Below are 25,379 nucleotides of genomic sequence, written 5' to 3'. Positions count from 1 at the left end.
AGTGAGGGCCGACTTTTCTGTGCTGAAAATCAAGTTACGACGGATCCGCCGTTTACGAACAACACTTGGCCTGATATGTAGGTCGAATCATCGGAAGCCAGCAGCACGTAAGTCGGCGCCAATTCAAATGGCTGCCCCGGCCGTTTCAAAGGCACTTCTGTACCAAAAGTTCTAACCTCTGCCGCGGCAAATGCAGACGGAATTAGGGGCGTCCAAGTAGGTCCGGGCGCTACCGCGTTTACCCGAATCCCGTCTTTGGCCAACGACAGAGACAATGAACGGGTAAAGGATACAATGGCCCCTTTCGTGGCCGTATAATCGATCATATTCCCCATCCCGGAAAAAGCGGTATCCGAGGTCGTGTTGATGATGGAGCCCCCGGCGGGCAAATGAGGCAGCGCAGCTTTGGTCATATCAAAAAAGAAATAATATTGGTTTGAAACGTGTTCATCAGCTGTTCTTTTGTAATATCCAAAATACTGTCCTGATGAAACTGTACGCCGTGATTATTCACCAAGACGTCGAGCCGTCCAAAGGTTTTGATCGTTGTCTCCACAATATAGCGGCAGGCGTCTTCCTCCCTCAAATTTGCAGCTATAGGCAGACAATTTCGGCCAAGCTTGCCGATGATTTGCTTCGTTTCAATCGCATCCTGGTGTTCGTCGAGATAAGGGATCACCAGATCGGCTCCTTCCTTGGCAAAAGCTATGGCCACGGCCCGCCCGATTCCACTATCCCCGCCCGTCACAATCGCTACTTTATTTTTCAACTTTCCGCTTCCCGTATAACCCGGATTATCGAAAATCGGCCGGGGATTCATCACATATTCAAATCCCGGATGCCTGTTCTGATGCTGCGCAGGAAAAACGACCGGAACATTCGTGCATTGCTGCTCCCAACCTATATAAGGATACATAGGATACGCCATTGTCATTCTCCTCTCGAACTGCATTTCATAACCTATTGTATTTTCGGCCGAAATCAAACATGCCGATATCCCGGCGCGGCCGGCATGAGATGGACAAGGCGCGTTGAGGCAACTGTAGAAAATCCGCAATCAGCGACAAGCAATTTCAACGTTAAGAATCCTTATAGGACACAGGCCTAAGGCCTTCGATAGGCATAACTACAAATCGTCGCATTTGGATATGATTAATTTCAAATTCAATTTATTGTTTCCTTCATCGGTATGATCGGTAAAAGTACTCGTGATAAATGCTCGGGCAAAACTTCATGCTTGCATTCAGGACAAATATCATTTACTAACTGCACCTGATTATTACACCATGGACATTCAATCATACTTCTCTCCCTTTCTATATAGTCCTATTTCAGATAACGTTCTTGTGAACCCTCATTGGCTTAAAGCGCGTAGCGCCGGGTCCGACGGACTTAGCCAGTGCATGGTTGTCTGCCTGATCCCACATCACTGCAATGCCTCGGGCAGACAAGGAACTTCAACTCTGCAGCGTGAATATGGTGTTAAACGAGGCGAAAGGAGGTGAGTCCTGTCCTCCAAAATGCCGAATAATCCTTATGTATCAACGGATTTCGGGTTTGTAAAACTCTTCCACGCGATTGTAAATAACCCGAAATTTCATTGAAGTTATGCGAAATCGTATATCCAAATGTTTTACGAACCTCCCCTTGCCCACTTCGTATATCTGCTTTGCTTCGCATATCCAATAAGGGAGGAAATGCGAAGTGCCTCAACCTAATATGACCGATTGGTCAAGCCTTGTTCATTTGTTTCTCATGGACTGCAAGTCCAGAAACCTAGCCAAGTCAACTATTCGTCGTTACGGGAACGGATTGAAAAAGATCGAACAACACTTAAAAACCCAAAATCTCGAATGGTCTGATTTAACTCCCGATCTGTTAAAACATCGTATCATCCCCAGTATGCTTGATGAGACATCGGCCTTAAGAACCGTTAATTGCAATCTGGCAATTCTCAAAGCGTTTTTCGCGTTTCTCGTCGCCGAGAAACAAGCTGATTTCAATATTACGGATGAACTAAAGCCGTTTAAAGTCCAAGCCTCTTTGATGCATACTTTCACGGATGCTCATTTGATGTGGCTGTTTACTGAACCCGATCGTTTAACATTTACAGGCTTACGTAATTACATGATGATGCTGATTTTGCTTGAAACCGGAATACGCCTGAACGAACTAACTCAACTACAAATCACAGATGTTCTATTAGATGAAGGAATGGTCCGTGTTCGGCAAGGGAAAGGCAGAAAGGCCAGAATGGTACCGATCCAGCGAATCGTATCTAATGAGTTGCAACTCTATTTGCTGGAGCGTGGAACGCTCGCGGATTTGTAAAACCGCAAACATTCAGGATGTGCAATGTTCCTGCCACACGTTTCGCCATACCTTCGCAAAAAGTATTTATTAAATGGTGGCGATATTTTCTCGTTAAAAAACATTCTCGGGCACTCACGGATTGAAACAACTGAAATGTATGTTGAACTTTTTTCACGCGATTTGCAGACTCAACATGAAAAGTTTAGCCCGCTGGAACAAATCATTCATGAATTCCCCGCACTCTTCACTGAAAGCGGGGTGCAAGGGGAATGACGACCGGACGCCGACAAAATAAGTTAACAAAAGTCGATAAGGCGAGTGACGCCAAGCAACAATTAAGCTATAACGATCTGCTTCACTCTTTTATTCTGAGTCTGTAAAATAAAATGTGTAAACTCTCAAACCTGATAAAATGAAAGTAATAGAAAGGTTGGGGAGCACACATGGGATTATGGAGTAAAGAGCAGCTTAGGGCCTTCATTAAGGAGAACAAGCTGGTGACCGCACAGGACGCGCAGAATGCTTTGAAAGACTTATTTTCCCAAATAAACAAATAATAAAAACACGACCCATTTAGGCCGTGTTCGGCAAATTGGGTAACCCGGCTGTCATCACTTGAATAGTGAGAAGACCCGTGGCTTTGCGTCACTGCCTTTCGACAGCTTTGCCGTTTTCCATATACTTCACGATGCACTCTTTTCCAATTCCTTGATACGAAATCTCCAAATTTCTTGACGAATTATGGTAGCAGCTTCAACATGAATAGATGCCTTATCTTGGATAACCTCGTGAATGATCACTCAACATCCTTATAACTTTCTTTAAATATCACATTTAATACTCCCAAACAAAAGCATCAACTAGGTTTCTCTTTATTTAAATAAGCAAAACACTTGCTTGGCAAACCCCGAGTAGACATGTCACCTGCTTGGGTGATTCGCCTCATAGAGAAGGTATCCAATAATAGGTACAAATCATATTTACCAATTGAATTTGCCAACTTATCAGCCCTCTATTATAGATTGCACCCGCCAGTTAAACGCTACTAACACAAATAGGCCAGCCAATTCTGGCTGAACCTGTACGTGATAATCATCAATCGCTTACTGGCTGTCCTAGCCGAAGCATCTGAAAATTCCAATAATAAAATATCGCTGCAAAACTGGTAGACCATAAGGAGTAGAATCATCTCAAAGAAGCCAACATCCGTACGCCCATGATCCTCCACTCCGTGGTTTAGAACGCTCACTTTCTTCCGGTTCCGCATTAGACGAGCCATTTGCTCTCGGCAAAGCCTTGGGAACAGCAGAGCAGCCCTGTTCTGCCGTTTCCGATGTTTCCACTTTGTCCCCACTCCGTGTCTCAAGACGCCGAGCTTGCTTGCCTTACTCTTCTTTGTAAGGCAAGCAAGGCAGCAGCCGCGGCAAGCGCTGCACAGATCAAATACATGGAAGAGTACGAAGTCAGATCGGAAACAGGTCCCATGATGATGCCTCCCATAGACACTCCCAGATCGGCCGTCGCAATGAACAAACCGATTAACACGCCTCGCTCCGCTTTGGGCAAAACAAAACTCAAATATGTCGTCAGAGTCGGATACAGCAGCGCTTGCGCGATGCCGAGCAGCACTGCCCCTGTGTAGAATAACGCCGCGCCCGCGCTCGGCGATAAACCGACGGCAAGCGAAGCCGTCACGAGAAGCATCATCAACCCACCAACGAAGGAGGAACGCCACTTGCCGTCGGACGGAATCCAGGATCGGAGCAGGAATCTCGCGGCCACAACGACTGCCGCCTGAATCATGAGGTAGACGGCCGCATTGCCTCCCTGAATCTGCGGCGCGTAAAGCGGCACAAACGCGGTAACCGCTCCGAATACAACCGAGGCGCTCAGCATGAGCACGCCGCAACGGAACAAGTGGGGATTGCTCCCAAGCTGGATCGTAGCTCTCAACATAGCCGCTGCCGGACTACGCCGCTCGCCTTCTCTCCCACTGGCCCCTGCCGGACCTCGTCCCTCTTCACCGCTTGCCGTATCATCCGGCTGCCCGCCAATGCGTGCCGTGAAGCCGACGATGCCGGTCAATATTGCGATGGCGATCATCGACACGGCGAACAGGCCCATTCCGCCCGTCTCTCCCGATTGCCACATGCCGATCGCCAGCAGCGGCCCGAATATGCCCGGCAGATAGGAGCACAGGGAATACATGGAGATACCCTGCGCCCGATCCTTGTCGGGGAGCGCTTCGATTACGCCGAGCTGCAGCGCCATGGAGAAGAAGGCGGTACATACGCCTTGCAGCACGCGGGCGAGGAAGTATCCCTCCAGTCCGGTGAACGTATACAGCAGCAGCGCAAGCCCATTGACGGTCAGCAGGACGCGCAGCACACGAATCGCTCCGTAACGCTGAATCAGGCCGCCTGCCCATGGCCTGAAAAACATTGTCGTCAGCAAATAAGCACCCATAATAAGGCCAATCGTCGAATTGGACGCTCCCAGTGACTCTCCCTTCAAAGGAATGATGACATTCAGAATGGAATTCCCGCTGAAATAGAGTAGCGTAAGCACATACAGCCGAAGAAACGGCCAGGACAACGCACCTTTCACTTCAAACTCTCCTTTCCTTGTTTCCTCGGTCGCTACTCTCCCCGAGACATTTCGATAATCCCTTGCGTAGCAATCCCCTTGGCATCATTACAACAGCCCGGGTGCAGCGTCATTACGACAACACCTTGCGAAGCAGTTCCTTTGCATACGGAGACTGAACGTGCCCAAGCTCCTCGGTATCGACAAGCTCCACGATCTCCCCTCCGCGAATAATCATGATCCGGTCGCAAAGATAAGCCGCCGCCTGGATATCGTGGGTAATAAAAATATAACCCATCCCATATGCCGTTCTCAGCTTCCCGAGCAAGTCCAACACCTGCATTTGAACCGAGCCGTCAAGCGAGCTTACGGCTTCATCTAGCAGGATGCACTGAGGTTCCGAGCACACCGCCCTCGCGATGCATACCCGCTGCGCCTCGCCGCCGGACAGTTCGTGCGGGTATCTCGGAAGATAGGATTCGTTCAACCCAACCTGCCTCAGCAGCTTGCCGATGTCAAACGATCCCTCCCCCTTCCCCGCAAGTTTGAGGGGTTCAAGAATCGCCTGCCGAACCGTAAAAAATGGATTGATGGACGAGGTGTAATCCTGAAAGACGGCGCTGATAGCCCCCCGCCGCACGCTTCGATCCGAGACGGGTTTCCCGTCGAAAGTGATAGAGCCGCTATCCGGCTTCTCGATGCCGAGCAACAGCCGTCCCAATGTCGATTTGCCGCTGCCGCTTTCTCCAATGATGCCAAGACATTCGCCCTTCCTCCACTCGAACCCGATATCGTGCAGCACTTGATGCCGGGTTTTGCGGAGCCAGACTTGCTGCCGATACGATTTGTGAACACCTTCAACGTTCAGCAACATCCGCGCCTCCCATCAATTGATTGTAGCGGCGGCTTAACGCTTCCTTGGAGGAAACCAGGTAACGAGTATACGGATGCCGCGCGCCGGCGAAAATATCCCTGGTCGTCCCGCGCTCGACGATCTCTCCGTCCTTCATGACGAGCACGTTGTCCGCAATACGTCTCACCACGCCCAAGTCATGTGACACAAAAATCATGGCGCTGCCCAGCCGTTCACGCAAACGCAAGAATTGTTCCACCACCTCGTACGCCGTGACGGCATCCAGCGCCGTCGTCGGTTCGTCGGCAATAATGACATCCGGCTCCATTACGATGGCAAGCGCGATCATGACCCGCTGCAGCATGCCGCCCGACAACTCGTGCGGATAGCGGCGCATCGCTTCAGACGGCTCCCTCAGGCCAACCGCGGCCATCGCTGCACTCAGTCTGGCTTCCGTCTCGCTCCGGCTCCAGTCGTAGTGGACGCTCAGCACCTCTTGCAGATAAACGCCAATCGGCCGCGACGGATCAAACGCGCTCATGCCGTTCTGCATAATCATGCAGAGCCGCCGCCCTCTGAACCGCCGCATCTCCTTGTCGGACAGCTTCGTCAAATCCTCTCCGTTCAACGTCACCGTCCCCGACTGCCGAAGACCTGTCCGATTCAATCGCATAATCGCTCTGCATGTCAGCGACTTGCCGCTGCCGCTCTCTCCAACGATGGCCAGACATTCCCCTTGCGCGAGCCGAAAGGAGCTGTCATGCACCAGTGCACGGCCGGAGCGCTCGTCCCGAATGCTCAAGTGTTCAACATCGAGTACATGTATTCCATTTTTGCCGTTCATCCCGCTCAAGCCACCTCCTTCCCGCGCAATCTAGGCGCAGTTCCGCCTGCACTCGCCTCCGCACGTCTGGCCGCGATCATCAGCTTGGGATCGAGCGCCTTCTGCAGCGCATCCGACAGGAAGTTCACCGCCGACACGACAATAATAATGGCAAGCCCGGGAGCCAGCATCAGTTCTGGACGGGTGAACATAACCGCTCTGGCTTCGTTCATCATCATTCCCCATTCGGGATGAGGAGCCTGAATACCGAGACCGAGGAACGACAACCCCGATATTTGCAAAATCATGGATCCAAAGGCGCCGCTGGCGATAACCGCCATCTCTGGCAGCGCCACCGGCGCGATATGCCGCGTCATAATGCCGAAGTGGCCGATGCCCAGCACCTTCGCAAACTTCACGTAGTCGGCATCCGCATATTGCATGACCGCCGTTCGAATGACGCGGGCGAACCAGGCCCACTTCATCATCACGAACGCAATCAAAATGTTGGTCAATCCCGCCCCCATCATGCCGACAATCGCCAGCGTCATGACGTAACCCGGGAACGAAAGCATGATGTCGCAGATTCGCATCAATATCGCATCCGTCTTCCCTAGGAAATAACCGGCAGCAAAGCCGAGCGCGGCTCCGATGCCAGCGGACGCCCCAAGGGCGGCAAGCACCCAGAGTACGCTTGGACGGATGCCGTAGATCAATCGCGACAAAATGCAGCGCCCCAGATGATCGTTGCCAAGCCAGTAGCTCCAGGAAGCTCCGGCGAACCGCAGCTCCATGTTGGCTTCATTCGGAGAATGCGGGGCAATAAGGGGAGCGCATAAGCCGATTAACAGCGTTGCCGCGACGACGGCAAGAGATGCCGCCGCCAATCTGTCCTTCAGCAGTCGTTCCATCAGCTTCATTATTAGAACTCCTTCCTCAGCTTCGGATTCACCGCCGCGTTCAACAGGTCGGATGCCGTGTTAAACAGGACGAACGCAACGGCCAGCACCAGAACGTAAGCTTGTATGATAGGGAAATCTCGCCCCAGAATCGAATTAACAGTGAGCGTTCCGAGACCCGGCCAAGCGAAAATATTTTCCACGACGACCGTGCTTCCCAGGATAACCGGAATGGCAAGGCCGAACACCGATACCGCGACTTGCAGCGAGTTGCGCAGCACCTGCAAGGTCAAGCTTCTCTCCGATAACCCGCACGCTCTGCCGTAAAGCACGTAGTCCTCGTTCAGGTTGCTCAACATGGAGCTGCGTATGATTCGAAAATAAATGCCAGCATATCCGATGACGATGACCGCCACCGGCAGCACGTAGCTGCCGTACCCGTCCATGCCGCTTGTCGGCAGCAGATCAAGCTTGACCGAGAAGTACCAGACCATCAGCGCAGCCAGCCAGTAGGACGGCATCGATGTCAACAGGAAGGAGAAACTTCTGACCGAGAGGTCCAGCCACTTGCCTTCCCTCAAGGCGCAGCCGACTCCCAGCGCAATCGACAGCAAGATGATGAGCAGCGAGGAGACGAGCGTCAGCTTCAACGTGTTCAGCAAAGCCGGGCCGAGCAGCGACCATACCGGTTTGCCCGTTATGTAGGAGTCTCCGAAATCAAGCCGGAGGCACGAGACCAGCCAATCCCAATAACGGATGAGCAGCGGACGGTTCATGCCAAGCGCTTCCCTCGTCTCCGCGATCAACTCATCCGTGATGGCCGGCACGCCTTGGGCGTGCAGAACGACCTCGGCCGGATCCATAGGCGACAGCCCGTTCAAAATAAAGGTCATAAACGAAATGACAACAAGCAGCGGAACCACGACGAATAATCGTTTCAATGCGTAACCGGCCATTGCTCTTTTCCTCCATGCTTCGCTTTACTTGAAGCTCATTCGTTCGAACGGCAGCTCGAATTGCGTCTGCTTGAACGAGATTCCTTGCAAATCCTTGGGGGCGACTACCGTAACGCTGCCGTTCGTAAGCGGAATAAACACGGCTTCGTCATGCACGATCGTCAAAATATCCTTGTAAAGCGCCTTTCTGGCATCCTCGTCCGTCGACAACATCACTTCATTGATCTTGCGGTACAGCTCCTCCGCCTGGGGAATGCCGCTTGTCGTGTGCAGATAAGCCGACTCGGAAGCAAACGCGGCGATGGTGCTTTGCGGATCGTAGGCAAGACCCCACGTCTGGTTGAACAACAGGTCGTAGTCGCCCGTCGAACGGCGGTTTGCGATCGCCTGCGATTCTTCTCCGACGAGCTCCAGCTTCATGCCGATTTTACCGGCTTCGCTTTGAAGCAGCTCCGCCTGCGTCTTCTGCGAGGAGGAATTGACATCGTAATACAGCTTCATTGCAAGCTCGCGACCATCCTTCGTGCGGACCGCCGCTCCTCCGCCATTCGTCCACCCGGCTTCCTCCAGCAGCTTGGCGGCACCTTCCGGATTATAGTCCCGCTTCGGTAGCCCGACATCGGCGTAATTGACGTTGGAGGAAAACAGCGTCTCCGCAGGCGCCTCCGTGCCGCTGAAGATCGTGCGGCTGATCGTTTCGCGGTCAATGGACAACCAGATCGCTTCCCGCACCGCTTTCTCGCTGACGGGACTGGCGGCATTGCTGCTGTTCGCCACAATCATTTTCGTATTCATCGGCTCGCTCCGAACGATCTGGTAATCGCCCGAATCCGCCAGCCGCTGCATGGCCTCCACGTCGATGCTGTCGGCGCCGCGGTCATCGGTGAAAACGAAATTGACTTCTCCCTTCTGCAAGGCAAGCAGCGTCGTCTCGCCGGCCGGCAGCACCTTCGCCGTAATCGTCTTGATGGCAGGCACGCCTCCCCAATAGTCCTCGTTCGCCGAGAACTTTGCGAATTGCTCCGTCACATGTTCGTCGAGCTTGTAAGGTCCCGTGCCGTTATAACCGGCAACCCCGTCCTTCGTCTCCCCGTTCAGGAAGTCCTTCGGCGAGAGGAAGACGTACGGACGCGTCATCGACAATTCAAGCAGCGTCGGATAATAAGTATCTTTCAGCGTCAATTGGACGGTGTGCTCGTCAATGACGTCGACCTGATCCAGCACGGTCGACAGCTTGATCCAGGCATGTTTGGCCGCATTGCTTTGAACGGCTTCGATGTTCAGCTTGACCGCTTCGGCGTTAAACGGCTCGCCGTCGTGGAATTTTACGTTTTTCCTTAAGTGAAAGGTATAGACTTTGCCATCCTCCGAGATGTCCCATGATTCCGCGAGCAGCGGCTTAATGCCTTCCGGCGTATTCTCCACCAGCGATTCGTACACGATGGCTTGAGCGGCCATCGATCCCGGATACAGGTGCGGATTCATGTCGTTGATGTCTTTCGCCGCGGCGTATACCAGCTCCCGCGTTTGTTCGGCCGCCCCCGGCTTATTGTTGTTGCCGCCGCTGCATCCGGCCAGCAATACGATGACCAGAAGGGATACCAGTAGTACGGGTGCTTTGATTCTTTTCATGTTTTGACGCTCCTTTTTCTAAAATAGTAAAAATTACGAATATATGGCCATTTGATTGTAATAATAACTATTATCATTTGTCAATTCATTTTTTTCCCATCCCAAGCCGCAAAAAAAACGTTGACGCACTGCCAATATTTTACTATGATGATGTCGAGTTTATTCGTAATTATTACTAATTTTCAAATTCTGGACGAAGTCGTCCACATTCTGCACCATATCGGAGGGTTGTTCCAATGAATCAGGAGATTGATTTCGTCAAATGCAGTCCCGCAAGCAACATGACGATTCTTATCATGGGCGAGTTGCCCGCCGATCAGCATGCCCACATCGCCTCCCAGATCATGGACTATAGCCATCTCTGCGCGGAGCAAGTCGGTTTTGTCGAAAAGCCGACCCTTCCCGGCTGTGCCGCCAAACTTCGGATGGCAGGGGGCGAATTTTGCGGCAATGCCTGCCTTGCACTCGCGGCGTGTCTAGCGTCGGAGCGAACGCTGCGGCCAGGCGAAACTCTGGAAATGCCGCTGGAGGTGTCGGGCGCGGAGTTTCCCGTGTTTTGCCGCGTGGAGAAATTGGACAGGGACTATATGTGCGAAGCCGGCATGCCGATTCCAACCGCGGTAGAGAACGCCGTCATCCCTTTCGAAGGTTTGCTGCTGGAGCTGGGTATCGTCCGTTACGGCGGCTTCTTCCATCTGGTCATCGACAACGAGCGCTTCGCGCTTGAGCCGGCTGCAGCCGAACGACTGGCGAAATTGCTTGGCGTCGTGTCGGGGGATAACTTGGTCGGCGTCATGCTGTACCGTCCCTCCTCGCGCGAGCTTGCTCCGCTGATCTACATCCCCGCGCTCGGCAGCTTGATCTGGGAGCGAGGCTGCGGCTCGGGAACGGCTTCGGTGGGTTGTTACCTGGCCTGGAACGGCCGCGACTCTGTAGACGTGCCCGTGCATCAGCCAGGAGGCATCATTCATGTACACGTTAGCTGGAACGGAGGGGAGATCACCGGCGTGACCATCGAATCCGCCGTCGGCATCGTCGCCAGAGGCAAAACTTATGTCGACGATTGCATCCAATATTCATTACAAGGAGGAAACGGATAACATGGAACTTCTATATCGATCATTGCTGCAATTTCGCGACAAATTCGTACAGGCAGCCGCGCAATATGACGGCATCTCCCGCAACAATCATGAGCTGCAGCAAACAATAGACGACTATTCCGCCTTCATCACCGATGCGAACAATCAACGGTTATGGGCGGAGCTTAACCCCGGTGACGTTCAGGAGCTCCATCCGCTTGTGATGCAACTGCGGGACATATCGGCGCGTTGCGTCGCCATTATGGAAAAATATCGCGCGCTCAAGCTGCTGCATGGCGGTGATGACAGGCATGAGTACTTTCATCACATTGAGGCTTCCATCGAAAAGGAATTCGGGAGCTTCACGGTAACCGCCGATTCCAAGATGTTGTTGATTGGCTCGGGTGCGTTCCCGATGACGCCGTTGCTGATCGCCAAACGAACAGGCGCCGAGGTGATTGGTATCGACATTGACCGGGAAGCCGTGGATTTGGGCAGGAAGGTCGTCGAACGACTCGGCCCGTATCTGCCCATCCGGCTGGAGAACGTTCCGCTGGAGCGGCTGCATGATATCGGCACGGTTACGCACATCATTATCAGTTCCACGGTGTCCGTCAAATACGAGCTCCTCGACCTGCTGCATGAGGCGACTCAGCCGGAAGTCGTCGTAGCTATGCGATACGGGAACGGCTTGAAGGCGCTCTTCAACTATCCCATGGAGGAAGTGGATGACGGCAAATGGCAGCTCAATGAAACGACGGTACGGCCGGGACATGTATTCGATGTGGCGTTGTACCGCAAAGCGCCGGCTCCGGCCCCGGCAAGGGAGGTCTTGAGATGAACCTTCTTCGCAGCGTTCTCATCGCAGGAACAGGCCCCGCAGCCGTACAACTTGCCGTGCTTCTCAAGCGATTGCGGAACAGCCACGTGGGCATCGCCGGACGAAAGTCCGTTCTCTCCGCTCCATTCTTCGATGCGCTTCGCTGGAACGGCGGGACGGTTGCCGTCGAAACAAGCGGTCCGCAACATAAAGCGCTTCAAGGCGAGTGCCGCGTGGACGCCATGTTCCAGGATTTGGGAACTATTGAGGAACAGTGGGATACGCTCATATTGGCGGTAACGGCGGATGCTTATGTGTCCGTGCTCGCGCAGCTACCGCCACGGCTGCTGCACAGCTTGCGCTGCGTTGCGCTTCTCTCCCCGACTTTCGGCTCGGGCGCGCTCATACGCCATTATCTGAAGGAACAAGGCTGCGACGCCGAGGTGCTCAGCTTCTCCACCTACCTGGGGGACACGCGACGGACGGGCGATAAGCCGCCAACCCATGTTCTGACGACGGCAGTCAAACGCAAGGTGTATGCGGGAGCGGCGGGATGGCCCTCCGAGTCCGTGGAGACGTTCCGGCGATTGTACGAAGATGCGGGCATCGCGCTGGAACCGCTGGATTCGGCGCTTGCGGCCGAGACGCGCAACATCTCGTTGTACGTGCATCCGCCTTTGTTTATGAACGACTTCTCGCTCGGCGTCATTTTCAGCGGCCAAGCCATTCCGAAGTTTGTGTACAAGCTGTTCCCGGAGGGCCCCATTACGCCCACTCTCATACGGGAAATGCTGGAGCAATGGAAGGAGATATCCGCTCTCGCCCGGATGCTTCGCTTGGAGCCGCTCAACCTGCTGCAATTCATGGTCGACGATAATTACCCGGTCAGGCCGGAAAGCTTGTCCCGCCAGTACATTGACGGTTTCCCCGAGCTAGATCCCATCCATCAGCAATATTCGTTATACGTTCGTTACGCGTCCCTGCTGATCGATCCCTACTCGGAGCCGGATCGGGACGGCCGGTACTTCGACTTCTCCGCCGTTCCGCTCCGCCCCGTGTTCGTCAATCACGAAGGAGCCTGGGATATTCCGAGAATGCCGAAGGAAGATTATTACCGGATCAAAATGATACAAGGCCTCTCTCGCGCAGCCGGCTTGCCTTGCCCGACCATCGACGGGTTCGTCGACCGATATGAGCGGCACTTGCTAAGCGCAGCGGAGTTGCTTACGGGCCGTCCATTGTCGGAAGCCTTTACGCCCCAAAGCTTCGAGGGCGATGTCCGGCGCATCTGTGCGGAGCTGCTTCAGATCGACGCTGCCAAGACCTGAGCCGGAACGGAGCAACCACACAGAACGAAAGCATGGCCGCCCAGATGGATGAGCGGCCATGCTTTTTGACGTTTTGAGCGTTTCTAGCAGGCTAATGACGACGGTTATCATATCACTTCCATCATGACAGCTCCAAAGCGCGTAAAGCGTTTGCCATATCCTGCTTGGAGAAATGATCGCCGATAAATACGGAAACGTTCGATGTCTCTACATCCGAACGTATCGAAAATATGTCCAGATCGCCATGGGTATATTGGAATAAGCTCGGAAAAGCTCGTCCCGCAAACCGGATCAGCCCCTTGGCCCGGTACACATTCGGCGGCAGCAAGGCAAGGAAGCCTTCAAACGCTTCCCGTTCCACTTCCTTCTCGAAATAATGAGTATATGGTGTTAAACGAAATTAGCGCCCTCACTGATATACTCACACAATAAGTTTTATGGCCTTTTCAGGTTTTCATTATCGAGGTTCTACTCTAATTCAAATTTTTAGTATTTCATTCAATTCTTTTTTATGGTATTTAAGATGAACCCCCTAATTGAGAATAAATGGATAATCATTAAACGAGGTTCGGACATCTAAGGTTGCATATGACGAATCCCTTCGAAGCCGCATTACATAACTATCCCTTTATCCAGATAGTGATTGATCAATTACTGTTGATCGCTAAAAGAGAACCGTTTCTTCTTTGCAGCGCGCGAACCGTGGCCGAGATTCCCTCTTCAAAAGACGTCGCCCGCACTGGTCCAATCAGCCGCTCATATTTGTCCCCGCTCAGCGAGCCTAGTCTTGCCCTTCCTTGTATGAGGCTGTTTCGGATGCTCATTTGTAATTGATCAATCACTTACTATATTGCAATGTATCATATAGTGATTGATTGGTCAATCACTAATTTGAATTCAATGTTCCCGCCCCTCACCTTTCCTTCAATTCGGGCATGTCCAGCGCCAGCGCAATGTTGCAGATCATCCCCCGGGCCAGAAACAGCATCGTCCGTTCCTTGGCATTCGGAATGCCGGCTTTGGTGAAAGCGTCCAGCACCATGCGGCGGACTTCCCCGAGTCCATTGCGCATCGCTTCTTGGATCGAGTCTTCCCGGATCGTCTGTGCCTGCATCTGAAGCAGAACCTCATTCTGGTAGGAATCCAGAATATCCTCATAGGCCTGAATAAGGCCGGTCTCTAGTTGTTCCGGCGAAGCGGATTCCACAACCTTGCGGAAGGATTCGATCACCCGCGACCAGGACACCTCCAGCGCCGCAAGTAACAATGTTTCTTTGGTTGAGAAAAACCGGAAGATATAGGGTTGCGAAATCTTGGCCCGTTTCGCGACTTGTGCCGTCGTGGCCCGGAAAAATCCGATCTCCGCAAACACTTCGATCGCTGCGGAAATGATTTCCGATTTGCGGTTTACCGAGATCGTCTCGGACTTTGACATCGGATTGACGCCTCCTTCGCAAGTTAGTGATTCAGCAATTATGTTATTATACAAGAAAAATACCTTGGTATCAATTCAGCATCATTCCCGACGTTTCAGGAATAGAAAAACGGAACAGGTCCCCAGCGTTCGCCGGGGACCATGCCAATACTTTTCCTTTATTTATTCAAAACATTACTTCAAAACCCTCAGAGTGGGTGCTTCGTTTTCAGGAAGAGCTGACTTTTCAAGCACTTCGATCTTGTCCTGCACCTGCTTGATGAGCTCTTGATTGAATTCCAGTGCGGACTTATATTCCGTATTATAACTGATGCCGAGCAGCGCTTTATCATACCGGGAAAAAGTCATTAAAACCATTTCCCCATTTTCGCCCGTGATATCCATTGAAATCGTCGGATCATTGTTGCTGTAGCCCTGGCCGTTGTATTCAACCGACTTCACAGCGCTATGAACAACGTTATATTTTTCCGCCAGTTTTTTTGCCAGCTCAACATATTCCTGCGGATTTTTAGCAAGGGCCGAATCAAAGGCTACTGAAACCTTTTCATCCAGCGTTCTGCTGTGGCCTATGGTAAATAATTCTCCTGTTACAGAGTCTACGGAGAAATAATAATTGCGCTCGCCGTTGATCAGCACATCCGCATACCACCTCGAACGGGGAAGGCCTTCGTTTGCCTGTTGATAGCCCATTTCAATGACTTGGCCCTCTAAGTTCAGGTCAAATACCTCCCAAAGGGCCTGGGCGCCAATCTCCGCTGCTTCTTCTTTTGTTAAATCCTTGCTGGTTGGCGTTTGGTTGCGGTAGTTTTCAAGGTCAATGACTCCCACCGTATAATTGGCTTTTTTGTAGCCATCCGGCAAGCTGTTTGGTGCCGCTTGGAACGGACCGGCTGCAGCATTCGCATATTTTGTAGGGATCACATGGGTTTGTTTGAACTCCGATACCGTTACTGCCTGTGTAAATCCCTGGAACAGTAAGGTGTTGGCCCCAATGATCACTGCGGATGCGAATATGGTTTTTTTCAAGCTTTTCATTTGAATCACTCCTTCATCGTTATGTTTGTGATCACATTAAGCAGTGTAAAATGGCCGGATTATCGAATCATCATCAAGTTATTATGAAGTTGTAAAAATGATTTTTGCTGTCGTTCCTTCGCCGGGTTGGCTCGTAAACTCCAGTTCCGCGCCATGACGCAGAACAATCTGTTTACAGATAGCAAGGCCTAATCCGGTGCCGCCGTCCCTGCGGTTTCGTGAATTCTCCGCGCGGTAAAAGGGCTCGGTAATATGCCGGAGTACTTCGGAGGTCATCCCTTTACCGTTATCCTGGATGTAAACCGTTTTCTTTCCGGCTTCCACGACGGCACGCACGATAATATGACCGCCCGTACCGCACGCCTTTATCGCATTGTCAATTAGATTGATAAACAGACTTTCCAGCAAGCAGGCATCTCCCCAAAGAACATCCATTTCACAAAGAAATTCCATTTGTATTTCTTTTTCCGTAAGCTTATTATGCAGTGTCTGCTTGACCGATTGAAAAAGAGCGGATACGTTTTGCGCTTCCCAGGCGATCTGATCATTCTTAAGATTTGCCAGTTCGAGTAATTGATTGGCCATGATCTGCAATCGCCGGCTTTCCGACATAATATAGCTGATCGCGGATAGCCTGTCATCCTCCGTCAGGGCCGCCTTTTGCATATATTCCGCATATCCGTAGATTGCGGTCAAGGGTGTACGGAGCTCATGGGCAAAATTATCAATAAACTGCTGCTTTTTTTCTGCGGCGGTGATCAGCTCCGTCATTTGACGCTGGATTTCCTCCGCCATATGATTGAAGCTTTGAGCCATTTCGGAAAGCTCATCATGACCGGATACCGGAAGCCTGGTTTCGTATGCGCCGGCCGCGATCTTGCGGGAGGTTTGAGAAATCTGCGACAAGGGCTTGAATATTCGATTCAGAATGAAAAGAAGACCTAAAGCATGCAAACCGGAAAGAATCAACCCCGCGAAAAACAGCATGTTTTTCATTTGTTCCCATGCGGTGATGGCATCCGACGCATCGTAAAGATAAACCATAGTATAGACCTCATACGGCGCAGGAAGCTTTCCCGAAACAATGACATAGGTGCTGTCATCTGATTTTTGTATAGAAGCCAGTCGGTTTCCGTCCTCCGGCGGCTCCATGAAACGGCTCTGCAATACGATTTCCTGCCGATTGGAATAGACAAGCTGATGGCCCTTGTAAAGCGCCAGATAAACCTTTTTATCCCCGGACAGATAACGGTATGGCTGGAGCAGAGAATCTAAAGAGCTCCTAATATCAATTCCGCGGCTTTCCACAGCATGAAAATCCTTTGTAAGCGCTGAGGTGATAAAATAGTGTTCGCGCAAACTTCTTTCTTCCGCACGATGAACCGTATCTTTGAATGTAGTGACACAAATGATGAATATTCCAAGATTGAAAGATAACAGAAAAAGGACAAGTGTTGTCAAAAAGGTCCGGTGTTTCATTGGTTTACCTCCAAGCGGTAGCCCAGCTTGTAGACCGTTTTGATCATATTCTCCCAGCCCAATTTTTTACGCAGCTTTTGGATGTGAACATCAATCGTACGGGTATCGCCTTCATAATCATAGCCCCACACTAGCTCCAGAAGTCTTTCTCTGGACAATGCAATATTGCGGTTTTTTACCAGCACCTCTAACAATTCAAATTCTTTAGGGGTGCATTCCACAAGCTGTCCCATATAGAATACCTGGCGGCTGTCAAAATCAATCCTCACAGCCCCCGCTTCAAAGCAACTTTTATTTTTTTGGGTTCGCCGCAGCACTGCTTCTACGCGAGCCAATAGTTCCAACATTTCAAAGGGCTTGGTCAAATAATCGTCAGCCCCCATAGAAAAACCCTTAATGCGATCGGATAAACTGCTGCGTACCGTTAAGAAAATCGTGGGCGTTTCGTGTACTTTTTTAAACACTTCAAACCCGTCAATTTCAGGAAGCATGATATCTAAAATGATCAGATCATAGGTATGGCGTTCTATTTCAGAAATGGCCGTTTTTCCATCAAAAACAGAAGTGCAGTGATGCCCTACAAGCTGCAAATTCCTTTTGACCAGTTCATTGATCGATATTTCATCCTCAACAATTAAAATGGCCGCCAATACGGCTCGCCTCCTTTTTCTGCAATCATATTATTATTGTTTTGTTATAGAGTTGTAAAAGCGGGTCATGGCGATTGGCACCACAACAATATTACCGTTGGATAGGTTTGCGTCCATTCACTCTATTATGACGATCGAAAAGGAAGGATTTCTCCAGCATTCTGAACTTAAACCAATCAAGGAGTGAATCCATTGAAGCAGGAGGAATGCAGACAGCAAACCATACAATTGCTTCTTAATTCAACGAAAGCGTTAATACGAGAAAAAGGGTCAATGCCCGAGATACACTTTACGTGTTGTTGGCTGTGACCCCTCAGCCCCCCAACAAAACAAAAAAAGATCCTTATCTCTAGTCATCTATGGACCAATGAGATAAGGACCTTATGCTTTAAGCTCCTAAATGAATCTTACGCGCGGGAAATGTATTTGCCTTCACGCGTGTCGATCAGGAGGACGTCGCCCTCGTTGATGAAGAGCGGCACCTGTACGTTCAGGCCGGTTTCGACCTTGGCGTTCTTGGTCGCGCCGGTTGCGGTGTTTCCTTTGATGCCCGGTTCGGTTTCAACCACTTTCAGCTCAACGCTGTTCGGCAGGTTAATACCGAGGATTTCGCCTTGGAAGCTCATGATATTGATCATCATGTTCTCGCGGAGGAAGTTCAGCTCCCACTCGATTTGCTTCTCGTCCAGGGTGATTTGATCGAACGTTTCCGTATCCATGAATGTATGCTCTTTGCCGCTGGCATACAGGTATTGCATTTGACGGTTCTCGATGTGGGCGCGGCTGACGTTCTCGCCGGCACGGAAAGTGCGCTCAACGATGTTGCCGTTACGCAGGTTTTTCAGCTTGGAACGGACGAACGCAGCGCCTTTGCCCGGTTTTACGTGTTGGAAGTCAATAACGGTGAACAAATCTCCGTCTACTTCGATGGTCAAGCCTGTTTTAAAATCGTTAACTGAAATCACTACAAATACCTCCCTGAAAATGTGAGCAGACGGCAGTCCCGAAGAAAACGCGGAAAACCCCGCGGCACAAACAGCTTGCCGCTACCTAGATGAATAAAGTTATGGAATCACGATCAAGTCTTTGCTTGATTGTGTTAACCTACGATTGCCTGTGTCTGTAATGACGATATCATCTTCAATGCGGACGCCGCCAAAGCCAGGTATATAGATACCGGGTTCCACGGTAACGGTCATTCCCGGTGCAAGAACCGTATCTCCTGTTATGGAGAGCCGCGGCGCCTCATGAATTTCCATACCCAAGCCGTGTCCGGTGCCGTGACCGAATAAATCGCCATAGCCGTAGCGCTTGATCACGTCACGTGCGATAGCATCCGCCTCACGTCCGGTCATGCCGGGGCGAATCCGGTCCAGCGCCTCCAGCTGAGCTTCCAGCACGATGTTGTAGATCTCCCTGTGCTTGTCCGTAGGCTTGCCGAGTACGACCGTACGGGTAATATCGGAGCAGTAGCCTTTATAGTAGGCTCCAAAATCCAGCTTGACGAATTCATTCGTACCAATGACTTTTTTGCTGGCCTTGCCATGAGGCAGGGCGGAGCGTTCGCCAGAGGCCACGATCGTTTCAAAGGATGTCGAGGCAGCGCCATGGGCACGAACATACATCTCGATTTCAAGCGCAATATCGAGCTCCTTCATGCCTGGCTTCAGTATACCGAGGATGTACTCAAACGTCCGATCGGCCAATTCTGCCGCTTCCTGCATGACCGCAAGCTCGCCTTCGTCCTTCACCATCCGAAGGGTTTCAACGACGGAGTCCGTCGGAATGAGCTCTACGCCGCCAAGAATCCCGGCACAAGCCTGATACACACCGTAGGTCATGTCGTTTTGCTCGAAGCCGAGCTTGGTCAGGCCCGCATGAGCCAGAAGCTCTTTGACCGTCTCCATAGCTTTAGGCGCATGCTCAATAACTTCGTAGCCGACCGCCTGCTGGGGCGCCTGAGTCATGTAGCGGAAATCCGTAAGCAGAATAGCCCGGTCTTCCGTGATCAACACGTAGCCTGACGATCCGGTAAACCCTGTCATGTACATGCGATTGGTTGCATTCGTAATGAGCAGCGCCTGAAGCCCTTGCTCCTGCATCAGACTGCGAAGCCGCAGAATCCGTTCCTCCTGCATCCGCTATCCCTCCGAACGTTCAATATATTGGACCAATGCGTTGAGACCCAATTCATAACCGTACGCGCCGAACCCTGCAATTTGACCGATCGCTACCGGAGCGATCACGGAAACATGACGGAACGATTCCCTTTTATGAATGTTGGAAATATGTACTTCAACCACCGGTATATTGACAGCACTTACGGCATCGCGGATGGCATAGCTGTAATGCGTAAAGGCACCCGGGTTGAACAGGATACCGTCCTTTGTCCCGTAAGCCGCGTGAATACGATCAATCAGTTCGCCTTCATGATTGGACTGGAACGCTTCAAGCCCTACTCCAAGCTCTTCCGCCAGCTTGGACAGCCGGTCCGTTATCGATTGAAGCGACAGCGCACCGTAAACACCCGGTTCCCGAATACCGAGCATATTCAAATTGGGCCCGTTCAATAACAGTATTTGTTTCATCCGATTTCCCCCCAACCGATCAAACAGCACATACCTATCTATTTTACCATACTTTTCTCCGGTTTGAGAACTTTCGTCAATCCCCGCGTTAATGTGATAAATAACCGTTAATGGGGTGTCGGCTGATTACGTTTATTGTCGAACGGTTCACGTATCCGCTCATCTGTAAATTCAAAGCTGATGGAATACCCAATGAACAAGCCCCACAGTAAAAACAAGCTGCAATCGGTCAAAATCGTATTCCAACCCAGCAAGGTGATCCGGTCCATCATACCGGTGAGCGGTCCAATGAACAAATACAGGACAGCCCACCATACGAGGCCGTAGCCCAGACCATACCAGGGGCCCTTCGCTTTGGCAAGCAGCAGCGTATACAGTATGGCCGCGGCTATAGAGAAAAGGATATAAGCCCCCCACCCCAGAAGAGTGCCCTGCCATGTCATAAGGTAGGAATGCCTGTAGAAGGGCTCGATCAAAAAAGCCGGAGACAGCGAGGTAAAGTGAAAATAGTGCTGGACGATTTTCAAGCCGCCCCAGAACAATCCTGCAAAAAAACCGATGTACAGCGAAAAAAACCACTTATTGGTTACGGGTTTCGTTTCATTATCGTTCGCATGCATTCCGCTGAGCCTCCCGTTGTACATTCCGAATAATCCTTAGTATGTTCAAAAGTCCCATGGATAAACAAGTAGCATTATCCGATCCGATTCGTTACAATAAAGCTGAAGGATTCCTGTTCCTACACCATTCCTAACTTATTCAAATCAGAAGAAGGTGCATCGTTTTGTCGGAAAAGCAGCAGAATGCGATTTACGGCGGCCAAGCCGTCATTGAAGGCGTCATGTTTGCAGGTCAAAAGGTTCATGTAACGGCAGTACGCCGTAAAGATAACACCATTCATTTTCTAGAAGTTCCCAAAAAAGAAATCGGCTGGGTCCAGACGCTCAAGAAAATCCCTTTCATCCGGGGCATTGTAGGAATCATCGAGGCAAGCGCAAAAGGCTCTCAGCATTTGAATTTCTCTGCTGAAATGTTTGCGGAAGAAGACAGCGGCACAAAGGAAGAAAAGAAGGAAACGTTCGCCAGCAAAATGACAATGATTCTTGGCGTCGCGTTCATAGGCATTCTTTCCTTTTTATTCGGCAAATTTGTTTTCACGCTTGTTCCAACGGCGATCGAACAGCTTTTGTTCGGTAAGATGTTCGAGAATCAAATCGGTCACAATCTGATTGAAGGCCTGATCAAAATCATTTTATTGATAGCTTATATTTATTTCATTTCCCTGACTCCCATGATCAAACGCCTGTTCCAATACCACGGGGCCGAGCATAAAGTAATCAGCGCTTACGAAGCCGGTGTAGAATTAACGGTAAGAAACGTACAAAAGTTCAGCACGCTGCATTACCGCTGCGGCAGCAGCTTTATCGTTTTTACAGTGATTGTCGGCGTGGTGATTTACTCGTTCTTTCAATATGATTCGTTCGTTGAGCGGATCATTCAGCGGATCGTTCTGATTCCCGTGGTTATTGGCGTCTCCTATGAGGTTCTGCGTTTCACTAACAGCTTGCGCGATGTTCCCGTACTGAGGTACCTCGGTTATCCCGGACTTTGGCTGCAGCTTCTTACGACCAAAGAACCCGATGATTCGCAAGTGGAGGTATCGATCGCTTCATTCAACCGCATGAGGGAACTCGATAAGCAAATGCAGGTTTAAACGCTTTTACAGTTCCATCAACAAAAGGAGGGTTTGGAATGAGACACCGCAACAGCACGATAGCCTATGTCATCTTCGCGTTGGTCGCCATCGGCATTTTGTTCACCGTTCTAACCAGACCGGGTACCCTGATCATCCCGCTTCTGGTCTTCGGGATCATCTTCTTGCTGTACAAATACCCGCCTAGCCGCTGGCGCAGCAGATCGAAATCGTTCAGTCCGCCCCGGTTCAGCAGCAGTAAAACCAAGCGCAGAAACGCCACCTTCCGGGTGATCAACGGCAGCAAGGACAGTTCCGACGAACCGCCCAAATACCACTAAAATACAGAGTCGTTACCGTGCAGCAGGTCATTTGAACCTGCTGTTTTTTATGCGCGGGCTCTCGGATCAGCATCTTTATTTTGCCGCATCATCCGGCATACGTGGGTCACATAGTTCTGCTTGTAGTCCGTAAGCTTCCACTTGCCGAAGAAAGCGCGCGTTGCTTGCAGGCCGGATTCGAACAGCTCCAAGCTTTGCTCGGGAGTAATATCGAAGTCGGTATTGCTTACACCCAGCGTCGGGATTTTAACCGTTCGGAAACGGTTATGCTTTTGAATATACCGCTCGTCACGGGCATCCAGCATCGTCGAGAAAAGCGCGCGCATCATACTAAGCGGACCGTAAATTTCATTCGGCTTACCCGAACCGCGGCCTACAAGCTGAAATCCGAGGGTAGGGATCATCTGATCCAAAGACGGCTCCTCCTCTGAATCAAACAGCCAAAGCGGAAAGTTGCTAAGCAGCCCTCCATCCACTATGTAAACGAATTGATCCGCAAAGTTTTTATCGAAGCGCATCTTTCGGTTGGCCGCTTTACGTATGATGACAGGATCGAAAAAATAAGGGATGCTCGTGCTCATCCGGACGGCTTTAGCCACCAGAAAACGTTTCGGATCCACCCCGTATTGGGCAATATCATCCGGCAGAACAAGCAGCCTGCGGCTGGAAATGTCAGAAGCAATAATCCGCAGTTGATTGTGTTTCAAATCCCCGAACGTTCGAATGCCTTTAGCCAGCAGCAGCCCGTAGATCCAATGCTCAAGCGATTCACCGGAAAACAGCCCTTTTTTTATAAACAATCTGGACAAGGGACCAATGAATTTGGTATCGAAAATGGCCGACCGCTTCAAAAAAAGGCGGAATGGAGTAGCCTCGATCACTTCCCGCAACTCCTCAGCCTTATATCCGGCCGCTACCAAAGAAGCGACAATGGCACCTGACGACGTTCCCGCCACCTGATAAAATTGGTGACCCAGCTCCTCCACACCGGCTACCGCACCGGCCAGAGCAATACCTTTTACTCCCCCGCCTTCGAATACGGCATTGATTCTCACCCCGCATCCCCTCTTCCCGCAAACAGTCTCACAGAGTATGTATGAGAGTACAGATTGTACATATGCGGGCGTCCAATAAAATAAGCCCCGACATTATGTCGGAGCTTTTCTTACGCCTCTTCCAATTCTCTTTTGAGCTGCATTAAATCCTCGGCCCGGGAGGCATCCCGTTTAAAATATTCCAGCAGCGTCTCGATGCAGGTGATGGATTCCCAGCTGAGATGATGCTCAATACCTTCTACATCTTTATAAATATGCTCATCGGAAACGCCGATCAGCGTCAAAAACTCTTCCAAAAGATGATGTCTGTCTACCAGCCGCTTGCCGACTCTCTGTCCTTTGGACGTCAGTACCAGACCGCGGTATTTCTCATAAATCAGATAATTATCTTTATCCAGCTTCTGAATCATCTTGGTTACTGAAGAAGGGTGAACCTCCAGCCCCTCGGCAATGTCGGATACGCGAGCATAGCCTTTCTCATCAATTAATTTATATATTTTTTCCAAATAATCTTCCATGCTCGGTGTGGCCATTGACGTTCCTCCTGTACTCCAAGACAATCTCGTTTATTTTAATGATACACTGTTTCTTTTTCACAAGGCAAGTCCCTTAGAATGTCCGACTCACTCGTCATTTCCCATGTGTGAGAACTGGCGGGAAGGGTACCCTAAGGTCATTATAAGCGTTCTTTACTATATCACAGCAGCCATAGTGAAGCAAGCCCAAGATCATTTTGAAGGAGGTAAACCATGGCAACCGTGCTGTCTCCGCCCGTTCGGGGAACGCAATTGTTTATTCCCGAGCTCGTTTACTTTGAGCCGGATGCATTGGAATATCCCAAAGGGCAAAAAATCCTTGAATGGGCCAAGAAAGAAGGCTTGCCTATTCATATGACTACTTCGCACAACCGGATTACGAACCTGCCGGGCGAAGGCGAACTGGAGAAATACCGGATCGCCAAAAGAACGCTGGTCGTCGGGATCCGCAAAACATTGACATTCGATACGTCAAAGCCGTCCGCGGAATATGCCATCCCCATTGCGACCGGCTGTATGGCGCATTGTCATTACTGCTATTTACAAACCACCCTGGGAGCCAAGCCTTATATTCGCGTTTATGTCAATATGGATGATATTTTAAATCAAGCCAAGCGGTATATCGATGAACGGGCGCCGGAGATTACCCGGTTTGAAGCCGCATGTACTTCAGATCCTGTAGGTCTGGAGCATATCAGCGGATCCTTGAAGGAAGTCATCGAATTTATGGCGAAAGAACCGCTCGGTCGACTTCGTTTCGTCACCAAGTTTCATCATGTCGAGCCGCTGCTTGACGCCAGGCATAATGGTCACACCCGTTTTCGGTTCAGTGTAAACGCTGATTATGTCATCAAGCATTTTGAACCGGGTACCTCGAGCTTCCAGGATCGGATCACAGCTGCGGGCAAGGTGGCTAAAGCAGGGTATCCGCTTGGCTTTATCATCGCCCCGATCATTTGGCACGACGGGTGGGAGGAAGGCTACGGCGAGCTTTTACGCAAATTAAAAGAAACCCTTCCGCCGGAAGCGACCTCTGATTTGACCTTTGAATTGATCCAGCACCGGTTTACCAAAACCGCCAAAAAAGTCATCCAGCGCCGTTATCCCAGGACCAAGCTGGAGATGGACGAAGAGAAGCGAAAATATAAATGGGGGCGCTGGGGACAAGGAAAATACGTATATCCTGACGAAAAAGCGGATGCGCTCAGAGCATACATTACCGAGCAAATCTTCACCCATTTTCCGCAGGCGAATATCGATTACTTTACCTAAAAGAAC

Annotated in this window: 24 protein-coding genes, 2 pseudogenes and 1 riboswitch; of the genes and pseudogenes, 8 read left to right on the top strand and 18 right to left on the bottom strand. The window is 50.8% G+C overall.

Features of this window, described 5'->3' with window-relative positions:
* Positions 1–29 precede the first annotated feature (29 nt).
* Positions 30–916: pseudogene (locus EXW96_RS08135) on the bottom strand (SDR family oxidoreductase).
* Between the two features lie 788 nt (positions 917–1,704).
* On the opposite strand from EXW96_RS08135, the gene EXW96_RS08130 reads away from it, so the two are divergent.
* Both EXW96_RS08130 and EXW96_RS27385 read left to right on the top strand, forming a co-directional pair.
* Entirely contained in the window at positions 1,705–2,331 is a 627-nt protein-coding gene (locus EXW96_RS08130; RefSeq protein ID WP_309225042.1) for a tyrosine-type recombinase/integrase, read from the top strand.
* A gap of 24 nt (positions 2,332–2,355) precedes the next feature.
* On the top strand, positions 2,356–2,586 hold the full coding sequence (locus EXW96_RS27385; RefSeq protein ID WP_254611280.1) for a hypothetical protein: 231 nt from the start codon (positions 2,356–2,358) through the stop codon (positions 2,584–2,586).
* A 319-nt stretch (positions 2,587–2,905) separates the two neighbouring features.
* Positions 2,906–2,992: riboswitch (cyclic di-GMP riboswitch) on the bottom strand.
* A gap of 683 nt (positions 2,993–3,675) precedes the next feature.
* Here the strand turns inward: EXW96_RS27385 and cntE are convergent.
* The 6 genes from cntE to cntA form a co-directional block, all read right to left on the bottom strand.
* Complete coding sequence (gene cntE, locus EXW96_RS08125; protein ID WP_174350303.1) at positions 3,676–4,920, bottom strand: staphylopine family metallophore export MFS transporter CntE; 1,245 nt, start codon at positions 4,918–4,920, stop codon at positions 3,676–3,678.
* A gap of 112 nt (positions 4,921–5,032) precedes the next feature.
* Positions 5,033–5,770, bottom strand: coding sequence for an ABC transporter ATP-binding protein (locus EXW96_RS08120; protein ID WP_174350434.1), 738 nt, complete (start codon positions 5,768–5,770; stop codon positions 5,033–5,035).
* Entirely contained in the window at positions 5,757–6,596 is an 840-nt protein-coding gene (cntD, locus tag EXW96_RS08115; RefSeq protein ID WP_054818842.1) for a staphylopine uptake ABC transporter ATP-binding protein CntD, read from the bottom strand. Before cntD ends, EXW96_RS08120 begins: the two co-directional genes overlap by 14 nt.
* Before the next feature lie 5 nt (positions 6,597–6,601).
* Positions 6,602–7,495 (bottom strand): staphylopine uptake ABC transporter permease subunit CntC, encoded by an 894-nt coding sequence (gene cntC / locus EXW96_RS08110; protein WP_074729860.1) that lies wholly within the window; start codon positions 7,493–7,495, stop codon positions 6,602–6,604.
* A gap of 2 nt (positions 7,496–7,497) precedes the next feature.
* The gene (opp1B, locus tag EXW96_RS08105) at positions 7,498–8,430 is read right to left on the bottom strand and encodes a nickel/cobalt ABC transporter permease (RefSeq protein WP_054818836.1); all 933 of its coding nucleotides are present in this window, start codon (positions 8,428–8,430) and stop codon (positions 7,498–7,500) included.
* 24 nt (positions 8,431–8,454) lie between these two features.
* Positions 8,455–10,062, bottom strand: coding sequence for a staphylopine-dependent metal ABC transporter substrate-binding lipoprotein (gene cntA / locus EXW96_RS08100; protein ID WP_054818835.1), 1,608 nt, complete (start codon positions 10,060–10,062; stop codon positions 8,455–8,457).
* Positions 10,063–10,298: 236 nt separating this feature from the next.
* Between cntA and EXW96_RS08095 the strand changes: the two genes are divergently transcribed.
* From EXW96_RS08095 to EXW96_RS08085, 3 genes are read left to right on the top strand one after another with little or no spacing between them, the layout of a single operon-like run.
* Positions 10,299–11,162, top strand: a complete 864-nt coding sequence (locus EXW96_RS08095) for a histidine racemase CntK family protein (RefSeq protein WP_054818834.1) — start codon at positions 10,299–10,301, stop codon at positions 11,160–11,162.
* 1 nt (position 11,163) lies between these two features.
* A complete protein-coding gene (locus EXW96_RS08090; RefSeq protein ID WP_054818833.1) occupies positions 11,164–11,982 on the top strand; it encodes a class I SAM-dependent methyltransferase in 819 nt (272 codons plus the stop codon).
* Entirely contained in the window at positions 11,979–13,289 is a 1,311-nt protein-coding gene (locus EXW96_RS08085) for an opine metallophore biosynthesis dehydrogenase (RefSeq protein WP_137671277.1), read from the top strand. The genes EXW96_RS08090 and EXW96_RS08085 overlap by 4 nt, the downstream gene beginning before the upstream one ends.
* Before the next feature lie 121 nt (positions 13,290–13,410).
* On the opposite strand, the pseudogene EXW96_RS08080 reads toward EXW96_RS08085, so the two are convergent.
* From EXW96_RS08080 to EXW96_RS08040, 9 genes and pseudogenes are all read right to left on the bottom strand, one after another.
* Positions 13,411–13,653: pseudogene (locus EXW96_RS08080) on the bottom strand (CobW C-terminal domain-containing protein); the annotation flags it as partial.
* A 549-nt stretch (positions 13,654–14,202) separates the two neighbouring features.
* Positions 14,203–14,724, bottom strand: a complete 522-nt coding sequence (locus EXW96_RS08075; protein ID WP_062408989.1) for a TetR/AcrR family transcriptional regulator — start codon at positions 14,722–14,724, stop codon at positions 14,203–14,205.
* A 174-nt stretch (positions 14,725–14,898) separates the two neighbouring features.
* A complete protein-coding gene (locus tag EXW96_RS08070) occupies positions 14,899–15,759 on the bottom strand; it encodes a hypothetical protein (protein ID WP_174350302.1) in 861 nt (286 codons plus the stop codon).
* An 81-nt stretch (positions 15,760–15,840) separates the two neighbouring features.
* Positions 15,841–17,238, bottom strand: a complete 1,398-nt coding sequence (locus EXW96_RS08065; RefSeq protein WP_174350301.1) for a sensor histidine kinase — start codon at positions 17,236–17,238, stop codon at positions 15,841–15,843.
* Positions 17,235–17,888, bottom strand: a complete 654-nt coding sequence (locus tag EXW96_RS08060) for a response regulator transcription factor (RefSeq protein ID WP_054818831.1) — start codon at positions 17,886–17,888, stop codon at positions 17,235–17,237. The genes EXW96_RS08065 and EXW96_RS08060 overlap by 4 nt, the downstream gene beginning before the upstream one ends.
* Before the next feature lie 407 nt (positions 17,889–18,295).
* Complete coding sequence (gene efp, locus EXW96_RS08055; protein WP_054818830.1) at positions 18,296–18,853, bottom strand: elongation factor P; 558 nt, start codon at positions 18,851–18,853, stop codon at positions 18,296–18,298.
* Positions 18,854–18,952: 99 nt separating this feature from the next.
* Positions 18,953–20,026: a M24 family metallopeptidase gene (locus EXW96_RS08050; RefSeq protein ID WP_062408992.1), complete on the bottom strand. Its 1,074-nt coding sequence runs from the start codon at positions 20,024–20,026 to the stop codon at positions 18,953–18,955.
* 3 nt (positions 20,027–20,029) lie between these two features.
* On the bottom strand, positions 20,030–20,476 hold the full coding sequence (gene aroQ / locus EXW96_RS08045; protein ID WP_054818829.1) for a type II 3-dehydroquinate dehydratase: 447 nt from the start codon (positions 20,474–20,476) through the stop codon (positions 20,030–20,032).
* 107 nt (positions 20,477–20,583) lie between these two features.
* The gene (locus EXW96_RS08040) at positions 20,584–21,096 is read right to left on the bottom strand and encodes a YqhR family membrane protein (protein ID WP_074729867.1); all 513 of its coding nucleotides are present in this window, start codon (positions 21,094–21,096) and stop codon (positions 20,584–20,586) included.
* A gap of 164 nt (positions 21,097–21,260) precedes the next feature.
* Here EXW96_RS08040 and EXW96_RS08035 point away from each other — a divergent pair, with 164 nt between their 5' ends.
* Together EXW96_RS08035 and EXW96_RS08030 are read left to right on the top strand one after the other, a co-directional pair.
* The gene (locus tag EXW96_RS08035) at positions 21,261–22,190 is read left to right on the top strand and encodes a DUF1385 domain-containing protein (protein WP_137670315.1); all 930 of its coding nucleotides are present in this window, start codon (positions 21,261–21,263) and stop codon (positions 22,188–22,190) included.
* A gap of 38 nt (positions 22,191–22,228) precedes the next feature.
* Complete coding sequence (locus tag EXW96_RS08030) at positions 22,229–22,510, top strand: hypothetical protein (protein WP_074729869.1); 282 nt, start codon at positions 22,229–22,231, stop codon at positions 22,508–22,510.
* Positions 22,511–22,557: 47 nt separating this feature from the next.
* Here EXW96_RS08030 and EXW96_RS08025 read toward each other — a convergent pair whose 3' ends face one another.
* Positions 22,558–23,565, bottom strand: coding sequence for a patatin-like phospholipase family protein (locus EXW96_RS08025; RefSeq protein WP_174350300.1), 1,008 nt, complete (start codon positions 23,563–23,565; stop codon positions 22,558–22,560).
* 110 nt (positions 23,566–23,675) lie between these two features.
* A complete protein-coding gene (gene mntR, locus EXW96_RS08020; RefSeq protein ID WP_074729871.1) occupies positions 23,676–24,098 on the bottom strand; it encodes a transcriptional regulator MntR in 423 nt (140 codons plus the stop codon).
* 216 nt (positions 24,099–24,314) lie between these two features.
* Between mntR and splB the strand changes: the two genes are divergently transcribed.
* Positions 24,315–25,373 carry a spore photoproduct lyase gene (gene splB, locus EXW96_RS08015; RefSeq protein ID WP_062408997.1) on the top strand — a complete coding sequence of 353 codons (1,059 nt, stop codon included), beginning with the start codon at positions 24,315–24,317 and terminating at the stop codon, positions 25,371–25,373.
* The last annotated feature ends 6 nt before the right edge of the window (positions 25,374–25,379 follow it).

Origin of the sequence: Paenibacillus sp. JMULE4, assembly GCF_013337105.1 — a bacterium.
In the GTDB taxonomy this organism is placed as follows: Bacteria; Bacillota; Bacilli; order Paenibacillales; family NBRC-103111; genus Paenibacillus_G; species Paenibacillus_G naphthalenovorans.
The sequence above is the reverse complement of the archived record's forward strand: the minus strand, read 5'-3'. Positions and strand labels throughout refer to the sequence as shown.

What these genes read in the sequence shown, in the direction of transcription:
- EXW96_RS27385 (WP_254611280.1), top strand. Translation starts at nt 2,356, where the DNA reads ATGTTCCTGCCACACGTTTCGCCATACCTTCGCAAAAAGTATTTATTA.
- cntD (WP_054818842.1), bottom strand. Translation starts at nt 6,596, where the DNA reads ATGAACGGCAAAAATGGAATACATGTACTCGATGTTGAACACTTGAGC.
- cntC (WP_074729860.1), bottom strand. Translation starts at nt 7,495, where the DNA reads ATGAAGCTGATGGAACGACTGCTGAAGGACAGATTGGCGGCGGCATCT.
- opp1B (WP_054818836.1), bottom strand. Translation starts at nt 8,430, where the DNA reads ATGGCCGGTTACGCATTGAAACGATTATTCGTCGTGGTTCCGCTGCTT.
- cntA (WP_054818835.1), bottom strand. Translation starts at nt 10,062, where the DNA reads ATGAAAAGAATCAAAGCACCCGTACTACTGGTATCCCTTCTGGTCATC.
- EXW96_RS08095 (WP_054818834.1), top strand. Translation starts at nt 10,299, where the DNA reads ATGAATCAGGAGATTGATTTCGTCAAATGCAGTCCCGCAAGCAACATG.
- EXW96_RS08090 (WP_054818833.1), top strand. Translation starts at nt 11,164, where the DNA reads ATGGAACTTCTATATCGATCATTGCTGCAATTTCGCGACAAATTCGTA.
- EXW96_RS08085 (WP_137671277.1), top strand. Translation starts at nt 11,979, where the DNA reads ATGAACCTTCTTCGCAGCGTTCTCATCGCAGGAACAGGCCCCGCAGCC.
- EXW96_RS08075 (WP_062408989.1), bottom strand. Translation starts at nt 14,724, where the DNA reads ATGTCAAAGTCCGAGACGATCTCGGTAAACCGCAAATCGGAAATCATT.
- EXW96_RS08070 (WP_174350302.1), bottom strand. Translation starts at nt 15,759, where the DNA reads ATGAAAAGCTTGAAAAAAACCATATTCGCATCCGCAGTGATCATTGGG.
- EXW96_RS08065 (WP_174350301.1), bottom strand. Translation starts at nt 17,238, where the DNA reads ATGAAACACCGGACCTTTTTGACAACACTTGTCCTTTTTCTGTTATCT.
- EXW96_RS08050 (WP_062408992.1), bottom strand. Translation starts at nt 20,026, where the DNA reads ATGCAGGAGGAACGGATTCTGCGGCTTCGCAGTCTGATGCAGGAGCAA.
- aroQ (WP_054818829.1), bottom strand. Translation starts at nt 20,476, where the DNA reads ATGAAACAAATACTGTTATTGAACGGGCCCAATTTGAATATGCTCGGT.
- EXW96_RS08040 (WP_074729867.1), bottom strand. Translation starts at nt 21,096, where the DNA reads ATGCATGCGAACGATAATGAAACGAAACCCGTAACCAATAAGTGGTTT.
- EXW96_RS08030 (WP_074729869.1), top strand. Translation starts at nt 22,229, where the DNA reads ATGAGACACCGCAACAGCACGATAGCCTATGTCATCTTCGCGTTGGTC.
- mntR (WP_074729871.1), bottom strand. Translation starts at nt 24,098, where the DNA reads ATGGCCACACCGAGCATGGAAGATTATTTGGAAAAAATATATAAATTA.
- splB (WP_062408997.1), top strand. Translation starts at nt 24,315, where the DNA reads ATGGCAACCGTGCTGTCTCCGCCCGTTCGGGGAACGCAATTGTTTATT.